This window comes from Psychroflexus torquis ATCC 700755 (genome assembly GCF_000153485.2).
Taxonomy (GTDB): Bacteria; Bacteroidota; Bacteroidia; order Flavobacteriales; family Flavobacteriaceae; genus Psychroflexus; species Psychroflexus torquis.
Map to the genome: position 1 here is coordinate 2,685,611 of NC_018721.1, position 20,626 is coordinate 2,706,236.

Here is a 20,626-nt window from a genome sequence, read left to right on the forward strand (position 1 = left end):
TAATTCCCTACATTTATAAAAACCCAAATCATGAAGCATATTTTAGCATTTTTTCTATTCTTACTGTCACTTGCCTCCTTATCAGCTCAAGAGCACTATATCTATTGTGGAAACTTAATAGACGTAAAGTCCGGCGAAGTCTTATCCTCCAAAACAATTATCGTTAAGAATGATGTGATCCATTCTGTAGAAGATGGATTTATTAAAGTTCCTTCAAAAGCTAAATTGATTGACCTTAGAACCTCTACTGTACTTCCTGGTTTATTCGATATGCATGTTCATTTAGAATCTGAAACATCTAAAGATAATTACATCAAACCCTTTACGATGAATGAAGCGGATGTTGCTTTTGAAGCTCAAGCGCACGCAAAAACCACTTTGATGGCTGGATTTACATCGGTGAGAGATCTTGGCGGAAGCGGCGTAAATACGAGTTTGAGAAATGCCATCAATAAAGGTTTGGTAGTAGGGCCTACAGTATATTCAGCAGGAAAAGCTATTGCAACCACTGGCGGTCATGCCGATCCTACAAATGGTTATAAAGCTGACTTGATGGGAAATCCTGGTCCGGAAGATGGAGTGATTAATGGTGTTGATGAAGCAAGGCAAGCTGTACGTCAACGCTATAAAAATGGAGCAGACGTGATTAAAATTACCGCAACAGGAGGTGTTTTAAGCGTTGCGAAAAGCGGACAAAATCCTCAGTTTTTTGAAGATGAAATAAGAGCTATTGTTGAGACGGCAAATGATTATGGAATGATCACTGCTGCTCATGCTCATGGAGATGAAGGAATGCAAAGAGCTATACGAGCTGGAATCAAAACCATAGAACATGGAACCTTAATGTCTGAAGAAACCATGGAACTCATGAAAGAATACGATACTTACTACGTGCCTACTATCACCGCTGGAAAAAGTGTTGCTGAGCTCGCAGAAATTGAAGGCTATTATCCAGCCCTCGTTGTTCCTAAGGCTAAAGCTATAGGTCCAAAAATTCAAAGTACGTTTGAAAAAGCCTATAAAAAAGGAGTGAATATCGCTTTTGGGACAGATGCCGGAGTGTTTAAGCATGGGAACAATGCCAAGGAGTTTGGCTATATGGTAGAAGTAGGTATGCCTGCTATGGAAGCGATTCAGTCGGCGACGATTATTCCTGCGCAATTATTAAAGGTAGAAGCTTCCTACGGTTCTATTGATAAAGGAAAAATGGCTGATATTATTGCAGTAAAAGCTAATCCGTTAGAGGATATCTCTACAATGACAGAGGTTATATTTGTGATGAAACATGGGAAAGTGGTTAAGCGATAATCGGTTGAGTTTTATGATGCTTGCTTTTTAATTTCTTCTTGAGGATCTTGATTATTTAATAATTCTTTTGAAGTTTGCTTAGCATGCATAAAGTACAAAAAAAAACCACCTGAGGAATCAGATGGTTCTTGGGTTAATTATCTTTATTCTTTTTACGGTCTTTTACAATTTTAGCGTACATCACTACAATGTAAATCATGATAAGAACGATGCCTAAATAAATCCAATTCTCTTGAATGAATTCTGAAAATTCAAAGGCTCTATAGGATTCATTATCATGAGGTTTAGGAAGTTCACTTTGCATAATTTACAATTTTATTCAAAATTATAAACCTTTTATAAAACTACCAAAGGAATCACCAAAACTTAGTTGAGTATCGACTTGGTTTCTATCTAGTTTTTTATGAACAGATAAGCCCCAAAGGATAAATTCCATCCAAAAGTACTTTTCACCTTTTTCATAATTGGAGACATATTCATTCAGCATTTCCTCTAAAGGCTTTATTTTATCTAGAGCAGATTCATATTCTGCATTAGAGTCATCTTCAAAAAACTGAACATCGTCATTCTTCATAAACCAATTCAAAACTTTGTCATACGACTGGTCCTCATCCTGTTTTTCTAGTTTTTTGATTTCAGGAAAAAATTTGGGATATAGATTTAAAATTGCAGCTTCTATAAGTTGCTGAGCAACAAATTCAGTACCTTCTTCTTCCCCTTCATAAACCAATTCAACCTTACCAGTAATAGCTGGTATAATACCATTGAAATCACTTAATCTGAGACATGTTTTATGATCTCCATTTACAAGAGCTCTCCGTTCTGCTGTACTCATTAAGTTTTCGAAAGCAGTAATACTCAGTCGTGCACTCACACCACTTTTAGAATCTACATAATGACTCTGCCTTGCTTCAATAGAAATTTGTTCTATTAAGGTTCTTGCTAAATCTGGAACACTAATATTTTCTTTTTTGAAGTCAGACAGTTGAGCTTCCTGTTTGGTGATTTGCTTAGCAATTTCAATATCTTTAGGATAGTGTGTCAAAATTTGAGAGCCTATTCTATCTTTTAAAGGAGTAACAATACTTCCTCGGTTGGTATAATCTTCTGGATTGGCTGTAAAGACAAATTGAAGATCCAACGCCAATCTTAAGTTGAAACCTCTTATTTGAACATCTCCTTCTTGAAGAATATTGAAAAGAGCAACTTGAATTCTAGCTTGTAAATCTGGGAGTTCGTTGATGACAAAAATGCAACGATTTGCTCTGGGAATCATACCATAATGAATGACCCTTTGATCGGCATAACTCAACTTTAAGTTAGCCGCTTTTATAGGATCGATGTCTCCAATCAAGTCTGCTACAGTAACATCTGGAGTCGCTAGTTTCTCGGCGAAACGCTCACTCCTGTGCAACCAAGAAATAGGGGTGTCATCTCCTTTCTCTTCAACAAGTTCTTTGGCATATAAGGAAACAGGGTGGAAAGGATCATCGTTGATTTCAGACCCTTCAACTACGGGGATGTATTCATCCAGTAGATTTAAAAGTTGCCTTGCTATTCTTGTTTTGGCCTGGCCTCTTAAGCCTAGTAAATTGATATTATGCTTGGATAAAATAGCCTGTTCTAGTTGGGGAATAACGGTGTGTTCATAACCGAAAATCCCTTCAAATGAAGATTTATCATTTTTTAAATTATGAATGAGATTATCTCTTAACTCCTCTTTTATAGATTTGGATATATAAGAATTGGATTTTAAATCACCAAGTGTCTTTAGTGCAGTCAATTGCATATTATATTTTTTTTCGTTTGTTATTTTCGTAATCTTCAAAAATCATTTCTCCTAAACCTTTAAGTCCAGAGAAGTATGCTCTGCCTTGGTTGGACTTGGTAAATTCCCTTACAAATTTCTGTAAATAGGGATCAGAAGCAATCATAAAGGTGGTAATAGGTATTCTCAATTTTCTGGCCTGTGCAGCCATGTTGTAGCACTTTTTAGTGATGACCTCATCTAAGCCTGCACTATTTTTATAGTAGCTCCCATCTGAAAGTTTTAAGCAACTTGGTTTACCATCGGTGATCATAAAGATTTGCTTATTTGCATTTCTCTTTCTGCTTAAGATTTTCATGGCTAGTTGAAGTCCGGCCACCGTATTGGTATGATAAGGACCCACTTGTAAATAAGGCAAGTCTCCGATTTTTATAGGCCATGAATCGTTTCCAAAGACGATGATGTCTAACGTGTCTTTGGCATATTTAGTAGTGATCATTTCTGCCAAAGCCATTGCCACTTTTTTGGCTGGTGTTATTCTATCTTCACCATATAAGATCATACTATGACTGATGTCTATCATAAGCACCGTGCTCATCTGTGTTTGGTGATGAGTATCGTTGACCACTAAGTCATTTTCAGACATCTTAAATTCATCAATGCCGTGATTAACCTGTGCATTTTTGAAACTTTCGGTCATGGAAACTTGGTCAAAACCATCTCCAAACTGAAAGGCTCTTAAATCGCCTGTTTTTTCGGTGCCTAGCCCAGTATGTTTGGTTTTATGCTTGCCGGAACCGCTTCTTCTGAGTTTCCCGAATATTTGTTCTAAAGCATGCTTTCTTAAAGCTTGTTCCGTTTTATTGGTTATTTTCACTCCAGAATTACCATCTGGTTTAACTTCTTCACGGATATAGCCTTTTTTCTTTAAGTCTTCTATGAAATCATCAATCGTATACTCTTCCGTGGTAATCTCGTATGCCTTGTCCAATTCTTTGAGCCAATCAATAGCTTCATCAAAATCGCCAGAGGTATGAGTAATCAATTCCATAAAGATATCCAGCAGTTTATCAAACAAACTAGTGTTTTCTTCATGGGGTCTAAAAATGATACCTTTTCTATAATTTGCCATAGTTTAAAAGTAATTGAATTATAAGGAGCTAGGGAGTAAGATTGTGTTAAACTGTTTTTAAAACTAAACTGGTTTTTTCTACGTTTTATCGAGGTACTTGTTTCGAAATTTAACCACTAGAGCTAAGCTCCTAATGAGCATCCAAACAAAGAAGGCAATCCAAATCGCGTAGAGCTTGAGTCCCAAATAATCTAAAATTAACAGAGTTGGCCAAAACCCTAAGAATGTCGCGGCGATTAGGACGTTTCTGAGGTATTTTGCCTCTCCTAGACCTTTAAAAATTCCATCAAACATAAATGCAATAGCATTAACGGGTTGCATGATGAGAACTATCCAAAATACGGAAGAAAACAGAAGTAACACTTGCTCGTCTTTATTAAAAATAAGTCCGATTTCATCGTAAAAAAGAGCACAAGAGCTAGCTAGAATTAAAGCAATAGTTATAGCATATTTACTTATATCTTTACTGAGGTTCCAGAGCTTGGTATACGCTTTTGCACCGAGTAGTTTGCCCCCAATTGCATTTCCTGCATTGGCATACCCATCGATAAAAAAGGAAAAGAATAGCCAAATATTCATGAGTATGCTTTGTGCAGCTATGTAATTTTTTCCGTAGTCTGTAGCGTATGAATTGGCTAAGTAGATGGCGATATTTAAAGCTAAGGTTCTTAAAAATAAATTAGCAGCCATTGAAATTAGAGGCTTTAAATTGGGATTTATCTTTAAACTTGGTTTGAGATGAAAAGGAGTCTTCTTGAAGAAAAAATATAAGGCCATGCCTAGCATCACTCCCTGGGCAATTACACTTGCAATCGCGGCTCCTTCCAAGTGCAAAGCAGGGATAAAACCTTCTATTCCGTAAACGAGTAAAAAATCGAGACCTATGTTTACAGCCGCTCCAACCAAGCTGCATTTCATGGCCCAAAGTGTGTTTTGGAGACCTCTAAAGACACCGAAAATCGCAAAGGTTACTAAGGTGAGAGGAAAGCCTAAGGCTCGTATTTTGTAGTAGCTTTTGGTGTAGTCTAAAATTAATCCTTCAGCATTATACGCACTAAAGATAAGTTCAGCAAAAAAGTCAGTCACAAAGTAAATGATTAAACTCAAGATAAAATTGAGCAGGATAGTTTGGGGCACTAATGTCTTAACGGCATGCAATCGGTTAGAGCCCAAATGCTGTGAAACCATTGCTGATATAGCAGTTTTAGTTTGTGCTAAAATCCAAATAATAGCCGATAAGAAAGAGCCAACAATTCCAGCAGCAGCCAAAGCTTCAACAGCGTTTTCTTCTACATTACCAATGATGGCGATATCACTGAGAGAGATGAGGGGTTCTGCAATACCCGCTACAATGGCAGGTAGGGCAATGGTATTAATTTCCCTGAAAGAGACTTTTGGTGTTTTTATGCTTTTTTTAGAAGGCATCCATTAGGGTTTCCAATTGCATCCCTCTGGATCCTTTTATCAAAATAAATGAAGAGGCCTTAGGTTTGTATTTCGATATAAAGGCTGTCAGGTCCTTTTTAGTTCTAAATGAAGATATATTTTCAAAGCCTTTAGACGCTTCAGAAAAATGCTCACCGCAGGCAAGAATAGAATCAAAATTTAAAGTCTCACAGGTTTTTAAGATTTGACGATGTTCCTCAAGAGTAGTTTCGCCAATTTCAAACATATCCCCTAAGATAACGGTTTGTGACTGTGAACTCATTTTTTTAAAGCTTTCAAGTGCAGCCTTCATGCTCGTCGGGTTTGCATTGTAAGCATCTAACAAAATCTTTAAATCATTTTTTTCGATAACTTGTGAACGCATTTCTTCAGCCTCGAAATTTTCAATAGCTTCTTTGATTTCATCCTTTCCAACTCCAAAATAGCGGCCTACACCTATAGCAGCCGCAATGTTTTTAAAATTGTACTCGCCTATTAATTGGCTTTTAATTTGAAGATGAGAATATTCTAATTCAACAAAAGGATTGGCATCCATAAAAGTGACTCTACAGTCTGATAGCGGTTTTTCTCCAATGCTATAATTTTTGTAATTGACAGCTTTTTTAACCTGAATATCGTCGTCTCTGTTGAAGAAAATTAAACCATCATGATGAATTAAATAGTCGTAAAGTTCAGATTTCCCTTTTATGACTCCTTCTACTCCTCCAAAACCTTCCAGGTGAGCTTTTCCGAAATTGGTAATATAACCGTAGTTCGGTTCTGCTATTTTACACAGGGATTCTATCTCTTTTTGATGATTAGCACCTATCTCAATGATGCCTAAATCCAATTCAGCAGTAAACGAAAGCAGAGTTAGAGGAACGCCAATGTGGTTGTTCAAATTACCTTTAGTCGCTCTGACTTTAAATTTTTTAGAGAGCACTTCTGAAACTAGCTTTTTGGTTGTGGTTTTTCCATTACTTCCTGTGATCGCTACAATTGGTATCTTGAGTTGCTTCCTGTGGAAATGAGCGAGATCTTGTAATGTTGCTAGAACATTTTTAACAAGGATCTTACGGTCTCCTTGTAGATCTGGGTTGTCTATCACTGCAAATGAAGCTCCTTTCTCCAAAGCTTGGTCAGCATAAAGATTACCATCGAAATTATCGCCTTTTAAAGCAAAGAAAAGACAGTTAGACTCAATTTTACGAGTGTCTGTACATATGCTGCTGCTATCAACAAATTTCGAATATAAGTCTGTCATCGCTGTCATAATGAGAAATAAAAAAAGCTCCAATACAATATTAGAGCTTTTAAGTTGAAAAATAAATATATTTTAATTTCTTGTTCTTCGTCCTTTGTTAGATTTAGATCCGACTTTAGACATAGCATTTCTAAATCCAATATCATCTGTAGCCATATCTTGAGGGAAATATCTTCTTTGCGCTGGATCTAGCCAATACTCTCTATCTCTCCAAGACCCTCCTTTATAGACTCTTACATTATCATCGATAAGTGTTGTTCTGGTTGAAGATCCATCATATCGTCTGTCGATTTCACCATTTTTCAGAGTCACTTCGTTATCAGGAGAGTTGTACATGTCTTCACCTTTTACAGTATTTCCTTGCTTATTGTAATATCTTGAAGATGATTTATCACCATCTCTGAAATTAATATTATCACTTTTCGAAAATTGCGTTCTTAAATAGGTTTCTTGATCACCAATACTGGTTTGAGCTAATTCTCCAGGAATATTTCTAGCGATAATCTTACCATTGCTTAAGGTGTCATAGATAACTTCATCTGCAGTTAAAACCTTCACTTTACCTTCTTCAGTAATTGCATTTTTGGTATAAACATTTCCTCTAAAATAATTGAAGTCGTTATACTCGTTATCAAGCCTAGGTCTATATACATCAGCAACCCATTCAGAAACGTTACCAGCCATATCATAAAGGCCGTAATCATTAGATTCATAAGATCTTACTTCAGAAGTAATGTCTGCTCCGTCATCACTCCAGCCTGCTATCCCACCATAATCACCTTGACCTTGCTTAAAGTTAGCTAGTTGATCACCGATGGTTCTTCCATCTTCAGATCTGGTATATTGACCATCCCATGGATATTTTTTTCTACCCCTATAGGAATTATAATCTCTTAAAGAACTCTGCCCTAATGCAGCATATTCCCATTCGGCTTCTGTAGGTAATCTATAAGCGGGAAGAAGTTCTCCATCTCTTCGCTGCACGTAGACATTACTACTATCTGGATTATTTCTTAACTTTCTATCCGTTTCTCTTCCTCCTCTGGTAATAGAATCATTACCTCCGTACACTTTACTAGGTGCGTTAAGATAAGTTTCTGTACTAAAAATATTATCAGCACTGCTATTTTTATAGGCATCTCTTGAGGTGTACCCTTTATCTGATAGACGTTTTTCGTTAACACGGTCCGTTCTCCATTGACTAAATTCAGTAGCTTGAATCCAATTTACTCCAACAACTGGATACGTATGAAAGGCTGGATGTCTCAAATAATTATTGACCATGTTTTCATTAAATCCTAAAGGGTTTCTCCAAACCAAAGTATCTGGTAGAGCACCTGTATAAATATTTTTGTAACGTTCTTCGGTCGGAGGAAAAACTTGCTTTAACCAATCTAGATATTCTAGATACATCACATTGGTGGCTTCAGTTTCATCGATATAAAAAGATTGTACATGTTGTTGAGTTGGGGTATTGTTCCAATCATGCATGACATCATCTTTTACTCTACCCATGGTGAAAGTCCCTCCCTCCACGAAAACAAGACCTGGACCTGGCTCCTGTTCTTCATAGTCGGTTTTATAACTCACACCACCATCTCTGCCACTTAAGTCCCACCCTGTGGCTCTAGAACTACTATTGTAATCTCTAGAATTATTGCAGCTTGTTGCAAGGATGACTAGTGATACAAGGATGCAAGATTTTAAGAAGTTTTTCATAATTATGATTTTGACCAAGATTTTGTTGGCAATATAATGATTAACGAGTTATCAACAAGTATATTTTTTAGTCTATCAATTATTTTAAATCTAGCTTCAATTTTTATTATAATATACTATCATTGTAGGCTATCCGTTATAGCATTAACTAAAAGATTTTAAAAATGAAATTCTTTATTACGCTTTCATTCCTTTTTATCTATTTCATCGCTGCTTCACAAGTTGATAAAGTTAATATAAATTGGCGTAATGATAATAAAATTGCTCAATCTTCAGAAGAAAATATTGATTTATCTCAGCTAGATGCTAATTACTTTGATTATGATGATGGCAGACAAAGTTTGAATTATACTCATTTTTTTAATTTAAATTCTATTAATTATAGACTTTCAAATGTTCAATCCGTTGTGGTTTCTGAAAAGATTTCAAATCAAATAAATTCTATTCCTGATGAATTATCTTATAAATTTAAATTAGCTCAAGGACCTGACTTTACAAAGTTGGCTTTAATCTTAAACCCCTTTTATTCTGAAAACAATTCTATTTATAGAATTGTTTCTTTTGAGATTGTTCCTTCAGCCACTTCTCAATCTTCCGCAACCATTAATAGAAATGAAAATCTTTCAAGAAACACTTCTGCTGTTTCCAATTCGATATTTAATGGCGGGAATATTTCTAAGTTTTATGTTAACAACACGGGTGCTCACCGTTTGGATTTTTCATTCCTTAGAAGTTTGGGGATTACTGAAAGTAATATTCCCTCTAGTAACCTTAAAATCTTTGGGCATGGTGGAGGAATGCTCCCTTTAGTAAATCAAGACAACCTTTATTTTGATCCTCCAGAGTTATCTATCCAAGTTATTGATGGTGGAGACGGAGTTTTTAATTCAGGAGATTATATTTTGTTTTATGCAACCAATACTGAAGGGTGGAGTGAAGAAAGTGAAACCAACTTAAATCTTTATGCAGATAGGTCGTATTATTATTTGACAGTGAATTCCTCTGGGGGTAAACGCATGTCAACTTTAGGTCTGCCTGTGGCTGCAGCAACGACTACAATTACAGAATTTGATGATTATCAATTTTATGAAGTCGATGAAACCAGCTTATCACTGGTAGGGCGTAAATGGTTTGGTGATAGGTTTGATGTGGAAACTGAACGAACTTATGAGTTTGCGTTTCCTAATCTTGTTCAGTCGGAGTCTATCCAATTAAATATTAACCTAGGAGCTATTTCCCCATTAAGATCCTCTTTTACTGTTTCGATCAATGGACAGCCTCTAAACAGTCCGATTAATCTTTCGGCGACTAGAGATAATAACCCTTCAAGCGGTGCTCAGTTTTTAACCCAAGTTAATTCAAGTAACGATGAAGTCACGATACAACTTACTTACAACAAAAACGGGAATCCTGGAGCTAGGGGGTTTTTGGACTATATTTCTTTAGAAGCCAGAAGAGATCTTATCGCCAGTGAAGTTCAATTTAAATTTAAAAACACGGATGTGAGTACTTTGCCTGGTGTTGGAGAGTACCTTATCCAAAACTCTTCAGGGGTAGATCAAGTTTGGGATATCACAGATCCTATAAATCCCAGCTTTATATCAAATCCTAATGAAGCCAATACTTTTTCTTTTAAAAGCCCACTAGGATCAGCGAAAGAATTTCAGGCGGTGACTTCCACTTATTTTTCGCCAAGTATAGAATTTGGTAATGAGCAAGTTCCTCGTCAAAATTTGAAGGGGAGTATTCTCACAAATGCCCAAGGTCAGTTTCAAGACATAGATTACCTAATAGTGACACGTTCAGATTTTATGTCAGCTGCCAATAGACTTGCTCAATATAGAAGAGACACTGATGGGCTAGTAGTTAAAACTGTTACAGTTGAGGACATCTACGAAGAATTTAATTCTGGCAAACAAGACATAGGAGCTATTCGGAATTTTGTAAAATATATCTATGATAATGCCTCTTCGCCTGCAAATAGGATTAAATTTTTGGGGTTGATTGGAGATGCTTCTGTAGATTATAAAAATAGGTTGCAAGGAAATACCAATATAGTTCCTACTTATCAAAGTTTAGGAAGCTTTTCTACTACTGTTTCCTCATTTATGTCAGACGATTATTTTGTGATGATGGATCCAAGCGAAGGACAAATGGGTTCTGGTGAACTCATGGATCTAGCCGTTGGTAGAATTTTAGCAGACACTCCACAACGGGCTAATGCGATGGTCGATAAAATAATTTCTTCAGAACAAAAGGAATCATATGCGCAATGGCGAAATAATTTTGTTCTTATTTCTGATGATGCAGATGATTCTAATGATTATGGTCTGCAAGTTGATTTAGATAATCTCGGTGATGAAATTTCGGCGAACAAACCCACGGTTAACGTCAAAAAAATTCATTCTGATGCTTTCCAGCAAGTCACTAGTGCTGGAGGAAATCGATATCCAGAAGTCAACCGTTCTATAACAGACGCCATAGAGGTGGGAGCTGCTGTGGTTAATTATTTTGGGCATGGCGGGGAAGATGGCTTGGCTCAAGAGCGAATCGTTACACAAACTAATACTCAAGACTGGAGAAATCCAGCTCGTTTCAATTGTTTTGTGACGATAACTTGCGAATTCACCAAATTTGATAATCCACTTCGTATGACTGGGGGAGAGCTTACCTTTTGGAATGAAGATGGAGGAGCTGTTTCGTTAGTAACGACGACTAGGGCTATAAGTGTTTTTGCAGGAGTACAGTTTAATAATGTTTTTGCTCCCTTCTTATTTGACTTTTCAAATAATAATGAAACCATAGCTCAATCTGTAGCTAGGGCAAAACAAGACATTTCTGGAAACGGTAAGCGAATTGTCTTTTTCGTTGGAGACCCAGCGATGAAGCTCCCCCTTCCTAAGTCAAGAGTTCAATTATCTAGTATAAATGACATTTCTATAGGTCAATTTACAGATACCTTACAAGCCTTAGGTAAATACAAGTTTAAAGGTCAAATCCTAAATGCCAATAACCAACGACTTCAAGAGTATAAAGGAGATCTTTCGGTTATTGTGTTCGATAAGAGAATCGATAGACAAACCCTAGGAAACGACGGAGCTAGACGAAATGGAGAACTTGCTGTTTTAGACTTTACCACTTTAGGAGAAAGCCTTTTTAGAGGCCAAGCTAGTGTGGTTAATGGTGAGTTTGAATTTGAATTTGTGCTGCCAAAAGACACACGCTTACCCGTAGATAAAGGGAGAGTGAGTTTATATTCTTCTAGTGAAAATCAACTTGAGGAGTATAGTGGGTTTAATACCGATATTTTGATAGGGGGTTTAAATGAAGATGCACCAGAAGATAACCAAGGCCCACTTATAAATCTTTACATGAATGATGAAAACTTTGTGAATGGAGGGATAACTGATAATCAGCCATTTATTTTCGCACTTTTGGAAGATGAAAATGGGATAAATACTGCGGGAGGGATTGGTCATGATATTATAGCGATATTGGATGGAGACGAGTCAAACCCTATCGTATTAAATGAATATTATGAAGCTGAACAGGATGATTTTACAAACGGTAAGGTTTACTTTAGACTCAGAGACTTGGAAGATGGTGAGCATACCTTAAGTTTTAAAGCCTGGGATGTGTACAATAATTCTCAAACTCAAGATATTCAATTTGTAGTCGCCGGAGAAGATGAGCTTAAAATAACTCGGGTCTTAAACTATCCTAATCCATTTATAGATTACACAGAATTTTGGTTTAACCACAACCGTCCTTTCGAGCCTTTGGAAGTGATGGTCCAAGTATTTACAGTTACTGGGAAATTGGTCTGGACACAAAATCAAATTGCTAATACCAACGGATTTCTTTTTAGAGACTTAAGCTGGAATGGGCGAGATGATTTTGGTAATAAAATAGGGAAAGGAGTTTACGTCTATAAATTAACAGTCAAATCTACATTAACTCAACAAAAAGTCGAAAAATATGAAAAACTTGTCATCCTTTAAATTATATATATTTGTCAATTCAAAACTCCATATGAAATCAATACCATTATTTTTAATCGCCGTTTTATACTTAAGCAACAGTTTACAGGCTCAAGACAATAGAAGAGTCATTACTACAGGAGTCCCTGTCCTTCTTATTGCTGCAGACGCTAGGTCTTCTGGTATGGGAGATCAAGGGGTGGCCACCAGAGTCGATGCCTTTTCTCAACAATGGAATGCTGCTAAGTTTGCCTTCTCAGAAACAAAAACGGGGATAGCCCTGTCCTATACACCTTACTTAAGAGAGCTCGTAAATGATATAAATCTAGCAAATCTTTCCTATTTTAATAGGATTAATGAGCGAAGTGCTTTCGCAGCGAGTATTCGTTATTTTGCTTTAGGTGAAGTTGAATTAAGACAAACTGCAGATCAAGTTCCTAGAATTGAATCTCCAAATGAGTTTGCTATAGATCTAAGTTACTCTTTGCGTTTAAGTGAACAATTTTCTATGGCGGTAACAGGCCGTTTTATCAACTCCAATTTGAGGATTCCAACTGGAATCGCAGATGCTTCTGCAGCGAGTAGTTTTGGAGCAGACGTCTCTATGTTTTATAGAAGTGAGGAAAAGTTTTATAAAGATTTTAATGGTCGCTGGAGAGGTGGTTTAGCTATAAGTAATATCGGACCCAAAATAAAGTATGATGCTGCTGGAGATGAAAACTTCCTGCCAACTAACTTTAAAGCGGGTGCTGGTTTTGACTTTATTTTAGATGCTTCCAATACTATTGGTATACATTTAGAGATCAATAAATTATTAGTGCCGACACCACCTGTATTCGAGATTGAAAACGGTGTGTTAACCCCTGAAGCTCAACAGGCGTTTTTAGATTATAATCGTCAAAGCGAGTTTGGAGCTATTTTCTCATCGTGGGGAGATGCACCTGATGGGATTTCAGAAGAACTTCGAGAAATTACTTGGGCCCTAGGCGCAGAGTATTGGTTTGATAATAGCTTTGCGTTAAGATTGGGTTATTTTAATGAATCTCGAGACAAAGGCTTTAGAAAATTTGTAACAATGGGAGCTGGTTTTAAATATTCAACCATCAATATAGACGCCTCCTATTTGTTTTCGACTTCTACGGTTCAAAATCCACTGGAAGGAACCTTAAGATTTGGTCTTACGTTTAATATCGGAGACGGAACTTATATAGAATATTAATTATAATTAAGAAAAAAAAGGTTTTAAAAGTATCAATTGAATTGATACTTTTTTTGTCTAAATGATATAAAAAATTATGATAGAAAAAGAACTAAAAACAACTATTCAAATTTTTGATGATATAAACGAGCTCCCATTGTCTATTCAAAATCTTATGAAAAGTGCTTTTGAAGCTAGAGATAATGCATATGCTCCTTACTCAAAATTTAAGGTAGGTGCCGCATTGATTTTGGATACTGGAGAAGTGGTGACGGGTAACAACCAAGAAAATGCATCATTTCCTTCTGGGCTTTGTGCAGAGCGTACTGCTATTTACGCAGCTGGAGCAAATTATCCTAAGGCTATTATCAAAGCCATGGCAATTTCAGCAACTTCAGAAAAGCATGACGTTTTAGAACCTATAGCTCCATGTGGGGCTTGTCGACAGGCTATTGCTGAATATGAGCAAAAGCAAGAGCAACCCATAGAAATATATTTTACAGGAACGGCTGGTAAAGTCATAAAAGTAGATGCTTTACTAGACATTTTACCTTTAGCCTTTAATAATAAGTTTCTATAAAGTTAATAGTCCTCAAAGAATTTTAAATTCTTACATAAAGTATTACTTTTGTATCTTGATTTTCAATAAATAAGAGCAAATAAAATTAGGCTGTAAATGAAAAAAATAACGAAGAAGACGTATTTGAAATGGTATGAAGACATGCTGTTTTGGAGAAAATTTGAAGATAAGTTAGCTCAAGTCTATATTCAACAAAAGGTTAGAGGTTTCTTACATCTATATAATGGACAAGAAGCTATCCTAGCTGGTGCTCTTCATGTGATGGATTTGGAGAAAGATAAAATGATTACGGCATATAGAAATCATGTTCAGCCTATTGGTATGGGTGTAGACCCAAAACGAGTTATGGCAGAATTGTTTGGAAAAGCAACTGGTACCTCTCAAGGTTTGGGTGGATCTATGCACATTTTCTCTAAAGAACATCGTTTTTATGGTGGTCATGGTATTGTTGGAGGACAAATCCCTTTGGGAGCGGGTCTTGCCTTTGCGGATAAATATTTCAATACCAATGCAGTGACTTTATGTTTTTTAGGTGATGGTGCCGCTAGACAGGGTTCTCTTCATGAGACCCTTAATATGGCTGCAAACTGGAACTTACCAGTAGTATTTTGTGTTGAAAACAACGGTTACGCGATGGGAACTTCAGTAAAAAGAACCTCTAGCTCCGAAGACATTTGGAAATTAGGCTTAGCTTACGAAATACCCTCTGGGCCTGTAGATGGCATGGATCCTACTAAGGTTGCTGAGGCTCTTGATGAAGCGATTACTAGAGCAAGAGATGGAAAAGGGCCTACTTTTCTCGATTTAAAAACGTATCGTTATAGAGGTCACTCTATGAGTGATGCTCAAAAATATAGAACAAAAGACGAGGTAGAGGAATATCAAAAAATTGATCCTATTTCTAAAGTGAAGAAAACACTTTTAGATAAAAAATATGCTACCGAAGATGATCTTAAGACGATTGATAAGCGGGTAAAAGACAAAGTTAAAGAATGTGAAAAATTCGCCGACGAGTCTGATTATCCAGACAAAAACGTGATGTACGATGTTGTTTACGAACAAAAAGATTATCCTTTCATTTCTCATAAATTATAATTTAGATGGCTGAAGTAGTAAATATGCCAAGACTTAGTGACACCATGGAAGAAGGTGTTGTCGCTAAATGGCTAAAACAAAAAGGAGATAAGGTAGAGGAAGGCGAAATTTTAGCTGAAATCGAAACCGATAAAGCAACGATGGAGTTTGAATCTTTCCACGACGGTGTGCTTCTGCATATTGGAGTTGAGGAGGGTGAAGGAGCTCCTGTAGATACCCTTCTAGCCATCATTGGTGAAGAAGGAGAAGATATAAGCGATCTTATTAAAAACTCTGGCAAAGAAAATTCCTCTGATGGAAAAGCTGAGAAAACTGAAGCAGTGGATTCTACAAAATCCACTTCCAAAGAAGAAGCAATTGAAGACACTGATGAAGACGATGCCGAAGTTCCCGATGGAGTAGAGGTGGTTACTATGCCAAGGCTAAGTGACACCATGGAAGAAGGAACAGTCTCCACTTGGCTAAAGTCAGTAGGAGATGATGTAAAAGAAGGCGAAATTTTAGCTGAAATCGAAACCGATAAAGCGACGATGGAATTCGAATCTTTCTATACAGGTAAACTTCTATATATAGGTATAGGTGAAGGTGAATCTGCACCAGTTGATGATGTTCTTGCGGTTATAGGACCAGAAGGAACAGATGTTGATAAAGTTTTAAAATCTCTTAAACCCGAAGGAAAAAGTTCAAAATCAAAATCTGACTCTAGTTCAGACAAAGAAAGTGAATCATTTTCTGAAGAGACTAAAGAGGTTCCTAAGGCGTCAGCACCACTGGAGTTAGACGTTGATGAAAATGCAGATAACACAGATGAACAAGGAAGAATACTAGCCTCTCCTTTAGCTAAGAAAATTGCTGAAGATAAAGGGATAGACCTCAGAAAGGTTAGTGGATCTGGTGATCATGGAAGAATCGTGAAGAAAGATGTTGAAAACTTCAAGCCTTCAGTGCAACCAGCTGAAGTTAAAACTGAAAAAGTTTCCATAGAAGAACCAAAAGAACAACCTTCCTTACCAGTAGCTGAACTGTATACTCCTGCTGGGGAAGAGTCATTTGAAGATGTGAAAAACTCTCAAATGAGGAAAACGATCGCTAAACGATTGTTAGAATCTAAAAATTCTGCTCCTCATTATTACCTCAATATTGAGGTGGATATGGAAAATGCCATGGCTTCCAGATCTCATATCAACGAAATGCCAGACGTTAAAGTTTCCTTTAATGATCTTGTGATTAAAGCTTCTGCGATGGCATTGAGAAAACACCCTCAAGTCAATTCATCATGGGATGGTGAGGTAACTAAAATAGCAAATCATATTCACGTTGGTGTAGCTGTAGCGGTTGACGAAGGTTTACTTGTTCCTGTATTGGAATTTGCAGATCAACAGAGTTTAACTCAAATTGGCTCCAATGTAAAAAACCTTGCCGGTAAAGCAAAAAATAAAAAATTACAGCCTAACGAAATGGAGGGCAGTACATTTACAGTTTCCAACTTAGGTATGTTTGGAATTACTGAATTTACGAGCATTATTAACCAACCCAATTCTGCGATTTTATCAGTAGGTACTATTGTAGAGAAGCCAGTGGTTAAAAAAGGTGAAATTGTAGTAGGACACACCATGATTTTAACTTTAGCTTGTGATCACAGGACTGTAGATGGAGCCACGGGAGCAAAATTCTTACAAACTCTTAAAATCTATTTAGAAAATCCAGTGACAATGCTCGCTTAGATTTAAAATAATTAAAATTTTTACTGCCTTTTTAGACTCATATAGCTGTCTTTAAAGGCAGTTTTTTTATATTCACCTTATGAAAAAAATACTACTATTACTTTGCGTGGGTTTCCTTTTAGCCACTTCTAGTAAGACTTCAGCGCAAGAAGCAAAAAAACAAGTTTCAAACGGAAGTGAAGCTGTTCAATTTAAGTATTCAGCATCAACAGCTCTAGACTATTTATCTTCAGATGAATTGAATGGACGAGATACAGGTTCAGAAGAGATTGATGAAGCTGCTTCTTTTATCGAAAAAGCTTTTGTTAGTTTTGGCGTTCAACCTTATTTTGAAACTTATCGCGACTCTTTCAAGTTAAAAGAAGTCGACGGTTTCAATGTCGTTGGAGTTTTAAAATCTTCAAAAACCAATGCGAATTTAAAGCCTCTTGTGATAGGTGCTCATTACGATCACATCGGCATCATAGAGTCTGTTGAAGGGGATAGTATTGCAAACGGAGCAAATGATAACGCTTCCGGTACAGTTGCAGTACTCGAGCTGGCGAAATTCTTAGCGGATCAAGACTTAGGTAGAGATGTGATTTTCGCTCTTTTTTCTGCTGAAGAAAAAGGCTTGGTAGGCTCTAGGCATTTAGCCGAGAAAATGAAAGCCCAAGACGTCGTCCCTTATGTTGTTTTTAATATTGAAATGCTTGGCGTTCAGATGAAGGACAAGGAGTACAGAGCCTATGTTACTGGATATAAGACTTCAAATTTAGCTGAGGTTTTTAATAGTTATTATGAAGTTGAAGATCAATTTTTAGGATTTCTTCCTCAAGCTGCTGAATATGGTCTTTTCAAACGCAGTGATAATTATCCGTTTTTTGAAGTCTTTAATGTGCCTGCTCAAACCATTTGCACATTCGACTTTACCAATTATGAGTATTACCATCATGTGAACGATGAATTTGAAGAACTCGATGTGGATGCTTACCTAAAGCTTTTAGAGGACCTCAAGCCTGGCGTACTTCAATTGACAAATTCTGAAGAAAACACCGTAAAATTAAATTAATGTCAAAAACAATTGTCATCACAGGGACCAGTAGAGGAATAGGTTTTGAACTTGTTAAGCTCTTTGCTTCTGAAGGTCATACCGTATTTGCTTTATCCAGAAATGAAAAGCCCGTTAAACAGCTTGGTTTAGAAAATGTTCATGCTTTGTCTTGTGATTTGAGTGAATCTTTGAGTGTAGAAGCTGCTATAAAATATATTCAATCTCACACTCAAACTTTGGATATTCTTATTAATAATGCGGGTCAGTTTTTAAAACAAGAATTTAAAGACACCGTGATGGAAGACGTCAAGAAGGTATATGAAACCAATGTGTTTTCAGTTTTTGATGTGACTCATCGTTTGCTACCTCTTATGAATTCTAAAACTCATGTGGTGACTATAAGTAGTATGGGAGGAGTACAGGGGAGTATGAAATTCCCAGGTTTAGCGGCGTATAGCTCTAGTAAAGCAGCAGTAATTACGCTAACAGAGCTATTGGCTGAAGAATACAAAGAAAATGGGCCATCCTTCAACGTGCTAGCTTTAGGTGCAGTTCAAACTGAAATGCTCGAAGAAGCTTTTCCTGGCTTGCAAGCCCCTAATTCTGCTTTAGAAATGGCAAATTATATCAAGGACTTTTCTGAAAAAGGACAGCAATTTTACAATGGGAAATTACTGCAAGTTTCCAGTTCAACACCCTAATTTTTGAATGAAAGACACCCTCCAGAAATATTTGCCAGAGCGTTCAGTTGAACCGATTTTAGGTATGATTAAGGCCTATAATATTCAACTAAAAATAGTTAGTCAACGGCAAACTAAACATGGGGACTATAGACTAAAACCTGATGGATTTCATCAGATAACGGTGAATGCTAATCTCAATAAATATAGATTTTTAATTACTACGGTTCACGAAGTAGCTCACTTACTCGCCTTCAAGTCTTATGGATTTTCGATTAAGCCTCATGGACCAGAGTGGAAAGACACGTTTCAAAAATTGATGTTGCCATTTATCCATCCTCAAATTTTCCCCAACGATATCTTGCCGGAATTAGCGAGGCATTTCAAGAAACCAACGGCCAGTAGCGATACAGATGCAAGCCTTTCTTTAAGCCTTAAGCGCTATGATAAATCCAACGATAAAAACTATATATTTGAAATACCTGTTGGTAGCATTTTTAAAATCCACAATGGAAGGATGTTTAAAAAAGGGAAAAGGATTCAAAAGCGATACGAATGCCAAGAAGTAAATACCGGTAAAGTGTATGTGTTTCAACCCAATGCTGAAGTAGACCTTTTAAAATAGTACAATTTTATGGATGAAAAAGATAAATATGCCGTGATTATGGCTGGTGGAGTAGGCTCACGCTTTTGGCCAGTAAGTAGAACAGCTTATCCCAAGCAGTTTCAAGATATGTTAGGGACTGGAAAATCACTACTCCAACAAACTTTTTTAAGACTAAATAAGATTGTACCTCAAGATCATATTTTTATTCTTACCAACACCGACTATGTAGGTTTAGTTACCGAACAGCTTCCTGAAGTTTCAGGTCAACAAATTATCGCTGAGCCTGCGATGAGGAATACAGCTCCTTGTATTCTTCTTTCTGCGCTTAAAATTAATAAGGAAAACCCAAAGGCTAGTATGATCGTTGCTCCTAGCGATCACTGGATAGAAGATGAGGAGGCCTTTGCTAAAGACGTTAACAAAGCTTTTGAAGCCTGTTTTCATAAAGATCTCTTGGTAACTTTGGGTATAACACCAACATTTCCAAACACAGGCTATGGTTATATTAAATATGATAAGCATAACAAAGACACTATAAAGTCTGTAGAAAAGTTTACTGAAAAACCTGATTATGCTTCAGCACAGTCTTTTTTGAAAGAAGGAAATTATTTATGGAATGCAGGTATTTTCATCTGGAAGACTTCTTTTATTATCGATCAGTTTCAAAATCATCTTCCCGATATGTTTGATTTATTTAAACAGGGCTGGGGAAAATTAAATACTACCGACGAAGAAGCCTTCTTAAAAGACAATTATCCTAATTCTGAAAGTATTTCTATCGATTATGGAATTTTAGAAAAGGCAAAACAGGTTGGCGTCATCGAAGCTACTTTCGACTGGAGTGATTTAGGGACTTGGGGCTCCTTACACGATCAACTGGATAAAGATGAGAATGATAATGTAAGTATTAACGCGAGATCTGAATTTATAGAATCGTCTAATAATATTCTGAGAACTACAAAGGGTAAAATAGCCATTATAAAAGGTTTAAATGACTACATAGTTTTAGAGAACGAAGACCTCCTTGTCATACTGCCTAAAAAGGATGAACAAGACATTAAAACAATACGTAACTTAGTCATGGGTAAGTTTGGAGAAAACCTTGGTTAACTT

Annotated in this window: 16 protein-coding genes; 10 read left to right on the plus strand and 6 right to left on the minus strand. The window is 36.7% G+C overall.

The window, feature by feature from the left end; genetic code table 11:
* Window positions 1-30 precede the first annotated feature (30 nt).
* Window positions 31-1,308, plus strand: a complete 1,278-nt coding sequence (locus tag P700755_RS11465; protein ID WP_015024833.1) for a metal-dependent hydrolase family protein — start codon at window positions 31-33, stop codon at window positions 1,306-1,308.
* Window positions 1,309-1,441: 133 nt separating this feature from the next.
* Here P700755_RS11465 and P700755_RS20280 read toward each other — a convergent pair whose 3' ends face one another.
* The 6 genes from P700755_RS20280 to gldJ all read right to left on the minus strand — a co-directional run bounded on the left by P700755_RS20280 (window position 1,442) and on the right by gldJ (window position 8,616).
* A complete protein-coding gene (locus P700755_RS20280; protein WP_015024834.1) occupies window positions 1,442-1,612 on the minus strand; it encodes a hypothetical protein in 171 nt (56 codons plus the stop codon).
* Window positions 1,613-1,633: 21 nt separating this feature from the next.
* The gene (locus P700755_RS11470) at window positions 1,634-3,097 is read right to left on the minus strand and encodes a hypothetical protein (protein WP_015024835.1); all 1,464 of its coding nucleotides are present in this window, start codon (window positions 3,095-3,097) and stop codon (window positions 1,634-1,636) included.
* A gap of 1 nt (window position 3,098) precedes the next feature.
* Window positions 3,099-4,208 carry a vWA domain-containing protein gene (locus P700755_RS11475; protein ID WP_015024836.1) on the minus strand — a complete coding sequence of 370 codons (1,110 nt, stop codon included), beginning with the start codon at window positions 4,206-4,208 and terminating at the stop codon, window positions 3,099-3,101.
* A gap of 78 nt (window positions 4,209-4,286) precedes the next feature.
* Complete coding sequence (locus P700755_RS11480; protein WP_015024837.1) at window positions 4,287-5,633, minus strand: MATE family efflux transporter; 1,347 nt, start codon at window positions 5,631-5,633, stop codon at window positions 4,287-4,289.
* A complete protein-coding gene (locus P700755_RS11485; RefSeq protein ID WP_041758342.1) occupies window positions 5,623-6,906 on the minus strand; it encodes a UDP-N-acetylmuramoyl-tripeptide--D-alanyl-D-alanine ligase in 1,284 nt (427 codons plus the stop codon). Before P700755_RS11485 ends, P700755_RS11480 begins: the two co-directional genes overlap by 11 nt.
* 63 nt (window positions 6,907-6,969) lie before the next feature.
* Entirely contained in the window at window positions 6,970-8,616 is a 1,647-nt protein-coding gene (gldJ, locus tag P700755_RS11490; RefSeq protein WP_015024839.1) for a gliding motility lipoprotein GldJ, read from the minus strand.
* Between the two features lie 164 nt (window positions 8,617-8,780).
* Between gldJ and porU the strand changes: the two genes are divergently transcribed.
* The 9 genes from porU to P700755_RS11535 all read left to right on the plus strand — a co-directional run bounded on the left by porU (window position 8,781) and on the right by P700755_RS11535 (window position 20,623).
* A complete protein-coding gene (gene porU, locus P700755_RS11495; RefSeq protein WP_015024840.1) occupies window positions 8,781-12,617 on the plus strand; it encodes a type IX secretion system sortase PorU in 3,837 nt (1,278 codons plus the stop codon).
* Window positions 12,618-12,648: 31 nt separating this feature from the next.
* Window positions 12,649-13,815 (plus strand): type IX secretion system outer membrane channel protein PorV, encoded by a 1,167-nt coding sequence (porV, locus tag P700755_RS11500; protein WP_041758344.1) that lies wholly within the window; start codon window positions 12,649-12,651, stop codon window positions 13,813-13,815.
* Window positions 13,816-13,891: 76 nt separating this feature from the next.
* Window positions 13,892-14,374 (plus strand): cytidine deaminase, encoded by a 483-nt coding sequence (gene cdd, locus P700755_RS11505; RefSeq protein WP_015024842.1) that lies wholly within the window; start codon window positions 13,892-13,894, stop codon window positions 14,372-14,374.
* 96 nt (window positions 14,375-14,470) lie between these two features.
* Window positions 14,471-15,469: a pyruvate dehydrogenase (acetyl-transferring) E1 component subunit alpha gene (gene pdhA / locus P700755_RS11510; protein WP_015024843.1), complete on the plus strand. Its 999-nt coding sequence runs from the start codon at window positions 14,471-14,473 to the stop codon at window positions 15,467-15,469.
* A gap of 5 nt (window positions 15,470-15,474) precedes the next feature.
* Window positions 15,475-17,193, plus strand: coding sequence for a pyruvate dehydrogenase complex dihydrolipoamide acetyltransferase (locus P700755_RS11515; protein ID WP_015024844.1), 1,719 nt, complete (start codon window positions 15,475-15,477; stop codon window positions 17,191-17,193).
* Window positions 17,194-17,272: 79 nt separating this feature from the next.
* Window positions 17,273-18,244 carry a M20/M25/M40 family metallo-hydrolase gene (locus P700755_RS11520; protein ID WP_015024845.1) on the plus strand — a complete coding sequence of 324 codons (972 nt, stop codon included), beginning with the start codon at window positions 17,273-17,275 and terminating at the stop codon, window positions 18,242-18,244.
* Window positions 18,244-18,927 carry an SDR family NAD(P)-dependent oxidoreductase gene (locus P700755_RS11525; RefSeq protein ID WP_015024846.1) on the plus strand — a complete coding sequence of 228 codons (684 nt, stop codon included), beginning with the start codon at window positions 18,244-18,246 and terminating at the stop codon, window positions 18,925-18,927. The genes P700755_RS11520 and P700755_RS11525 overlap by 1 nt, the downstream gene beginning before the upstream one ends.
* 7 nt (window positions 18,928-18,934) lie before the next feature.
* Complete coding sequence (locus P700755_RS11530; protein WP_015024847.1) at window positions 18,935-19,531, plus strand: SprT-like domain-containing protein; 597 nt, start codon at window positions 18,935-18,937, stop codon at window positions 19,529-19,531.
* 9 nt (window positions 19,532-19,540) lie between these two features.
* On the plus strand, window positions 19,541-20,623 hold the full coding sequence (locus P700755_RS11535; protein WP_015024848.1) for a mannose-1-phosphate guanylyltransferase: 1,083 nt from the start codon (window positions 19,541-19,543) through the stop codon (window positions 20,621-20,623).
* Window positions 20,624-20,626: the final 3 nt, after the last annotated feature.

What these genes read in the sequence shown, in the direction of transcription:
- P700755_RS11465 (WP_015024833.1), top strand. Translation starts at nt 31, where the DNA reads ATGAAGCATATTTTAGCATTTTTTCTATTCTTACTGTCACTTGCCTCC.
- P700755_RS20280 (WP_015024834.1), bottom strand. Translation starts at nt 1,612, where the DNA reads ATGCAAAGTGAACTTCCTAAACCTCATGATAATGAATCCTATAGAGCC.
- P700755_RS11470 (WP_015024835.1), bottom strand. Translation starts at nt 3,097, where the DNA reads ATGCAATTGACTGCACTAAAGACACTTGGTGATTTAAAATCCAATTCT.
- P700755_RS11475 (WP_015024836.1), bottom strand. Translation starts at nt 4,208, where the DNA reads ATGGCAAATTATAGAAAAGGTATCATTTTTAGACCCCATGAAGAAAAC.
- P700755_RS11480 (WP_015024837.1), bottom strand. Translation starts at nt 5,633, where the DNA reads ATGCCTTCTAAAAAAAGCATAAAAACACCAAAAGTCTCTTTCAGGGAA.
- P700755_RS11485 (WP_041758342.1), bottom strand. Translation starts at nt 6,906, where the DNA reads ATGACAGCGATGACAGACTTATATTCGAAATTTGTTGATAGCAGCAGC.
- gldJ (WP_015024839.1), bottom strand. Translation starts at nt 8,616, where the DNA reads ATGAAAAACTTCTTAAAATCTTGCATCCTTGTATCACTAGTCATCCTT.
- porU (WP_015024840.1), top strand. Translation starts at nt 8,781, where the DNA reads ATGAAATTCTTTATTACGCTTTCATTCCTTTTTATCTATTTCATCGCT.
- porV (WP_041758344.1), top strand. Translation starts at nt 12,649, where the DNA reads ATGAAATCAATACCATTATTTTTAATCGCCGTTTTATACTTAAGCAAC.
- cdd (WP_015024842.1), top strand. Translation starts at nt 13,892, where the DNA reads ATGATAGAAAAAGAACTAAAAACAACTATTCAAATTTTTGATGATATA.
- pdhA (WP_015024843.1), top strand. Translation starts at nt 14,471, where the DNA reads ATGAAAAAAATAACGAAGAAGACGTATTTGAAATGGTATGAAGACATG.
- P700755_RS11515 (WP_015024844.1), top strand. Translation starts at nt 15,475, where the DNA reads ATGGCTGAAGTAGTAAATATGCCAAGACTTAGTGACACCATGGAAGAA.
- P700755_RS11520 (WP_015024845.1), top strand. Translation starts at nt 17,273, where the DNA reads ATGAAAAAAATACTACTATTACTTTGCGTGGGTTTCCTTTTAGCCACT.
- P700755_RS11525 (WP_015024846.1), top strand. Translation starts at nt 18,244, where the DNA reads ATGTCAAAAACAATTGTCATCACAGGGACCAGTAGAGGAATAGGTTTT.
- P700755_RS11530 (WP_015024847.1), top strand. Translation starts at nt 18,935, where the DNA reads ATGAAAGACACCCTCCAGAAATATTTGCCAGAGCGTTCAGTTGAACCG.
- P700755_RS11535 (WP_015024848.1), top strand. Translation starts at nt 19,541, where the DNA reads ATGGATGAAAAAGATAAATATGCCGTGATTATGGCTGGTGGAGTAGGC.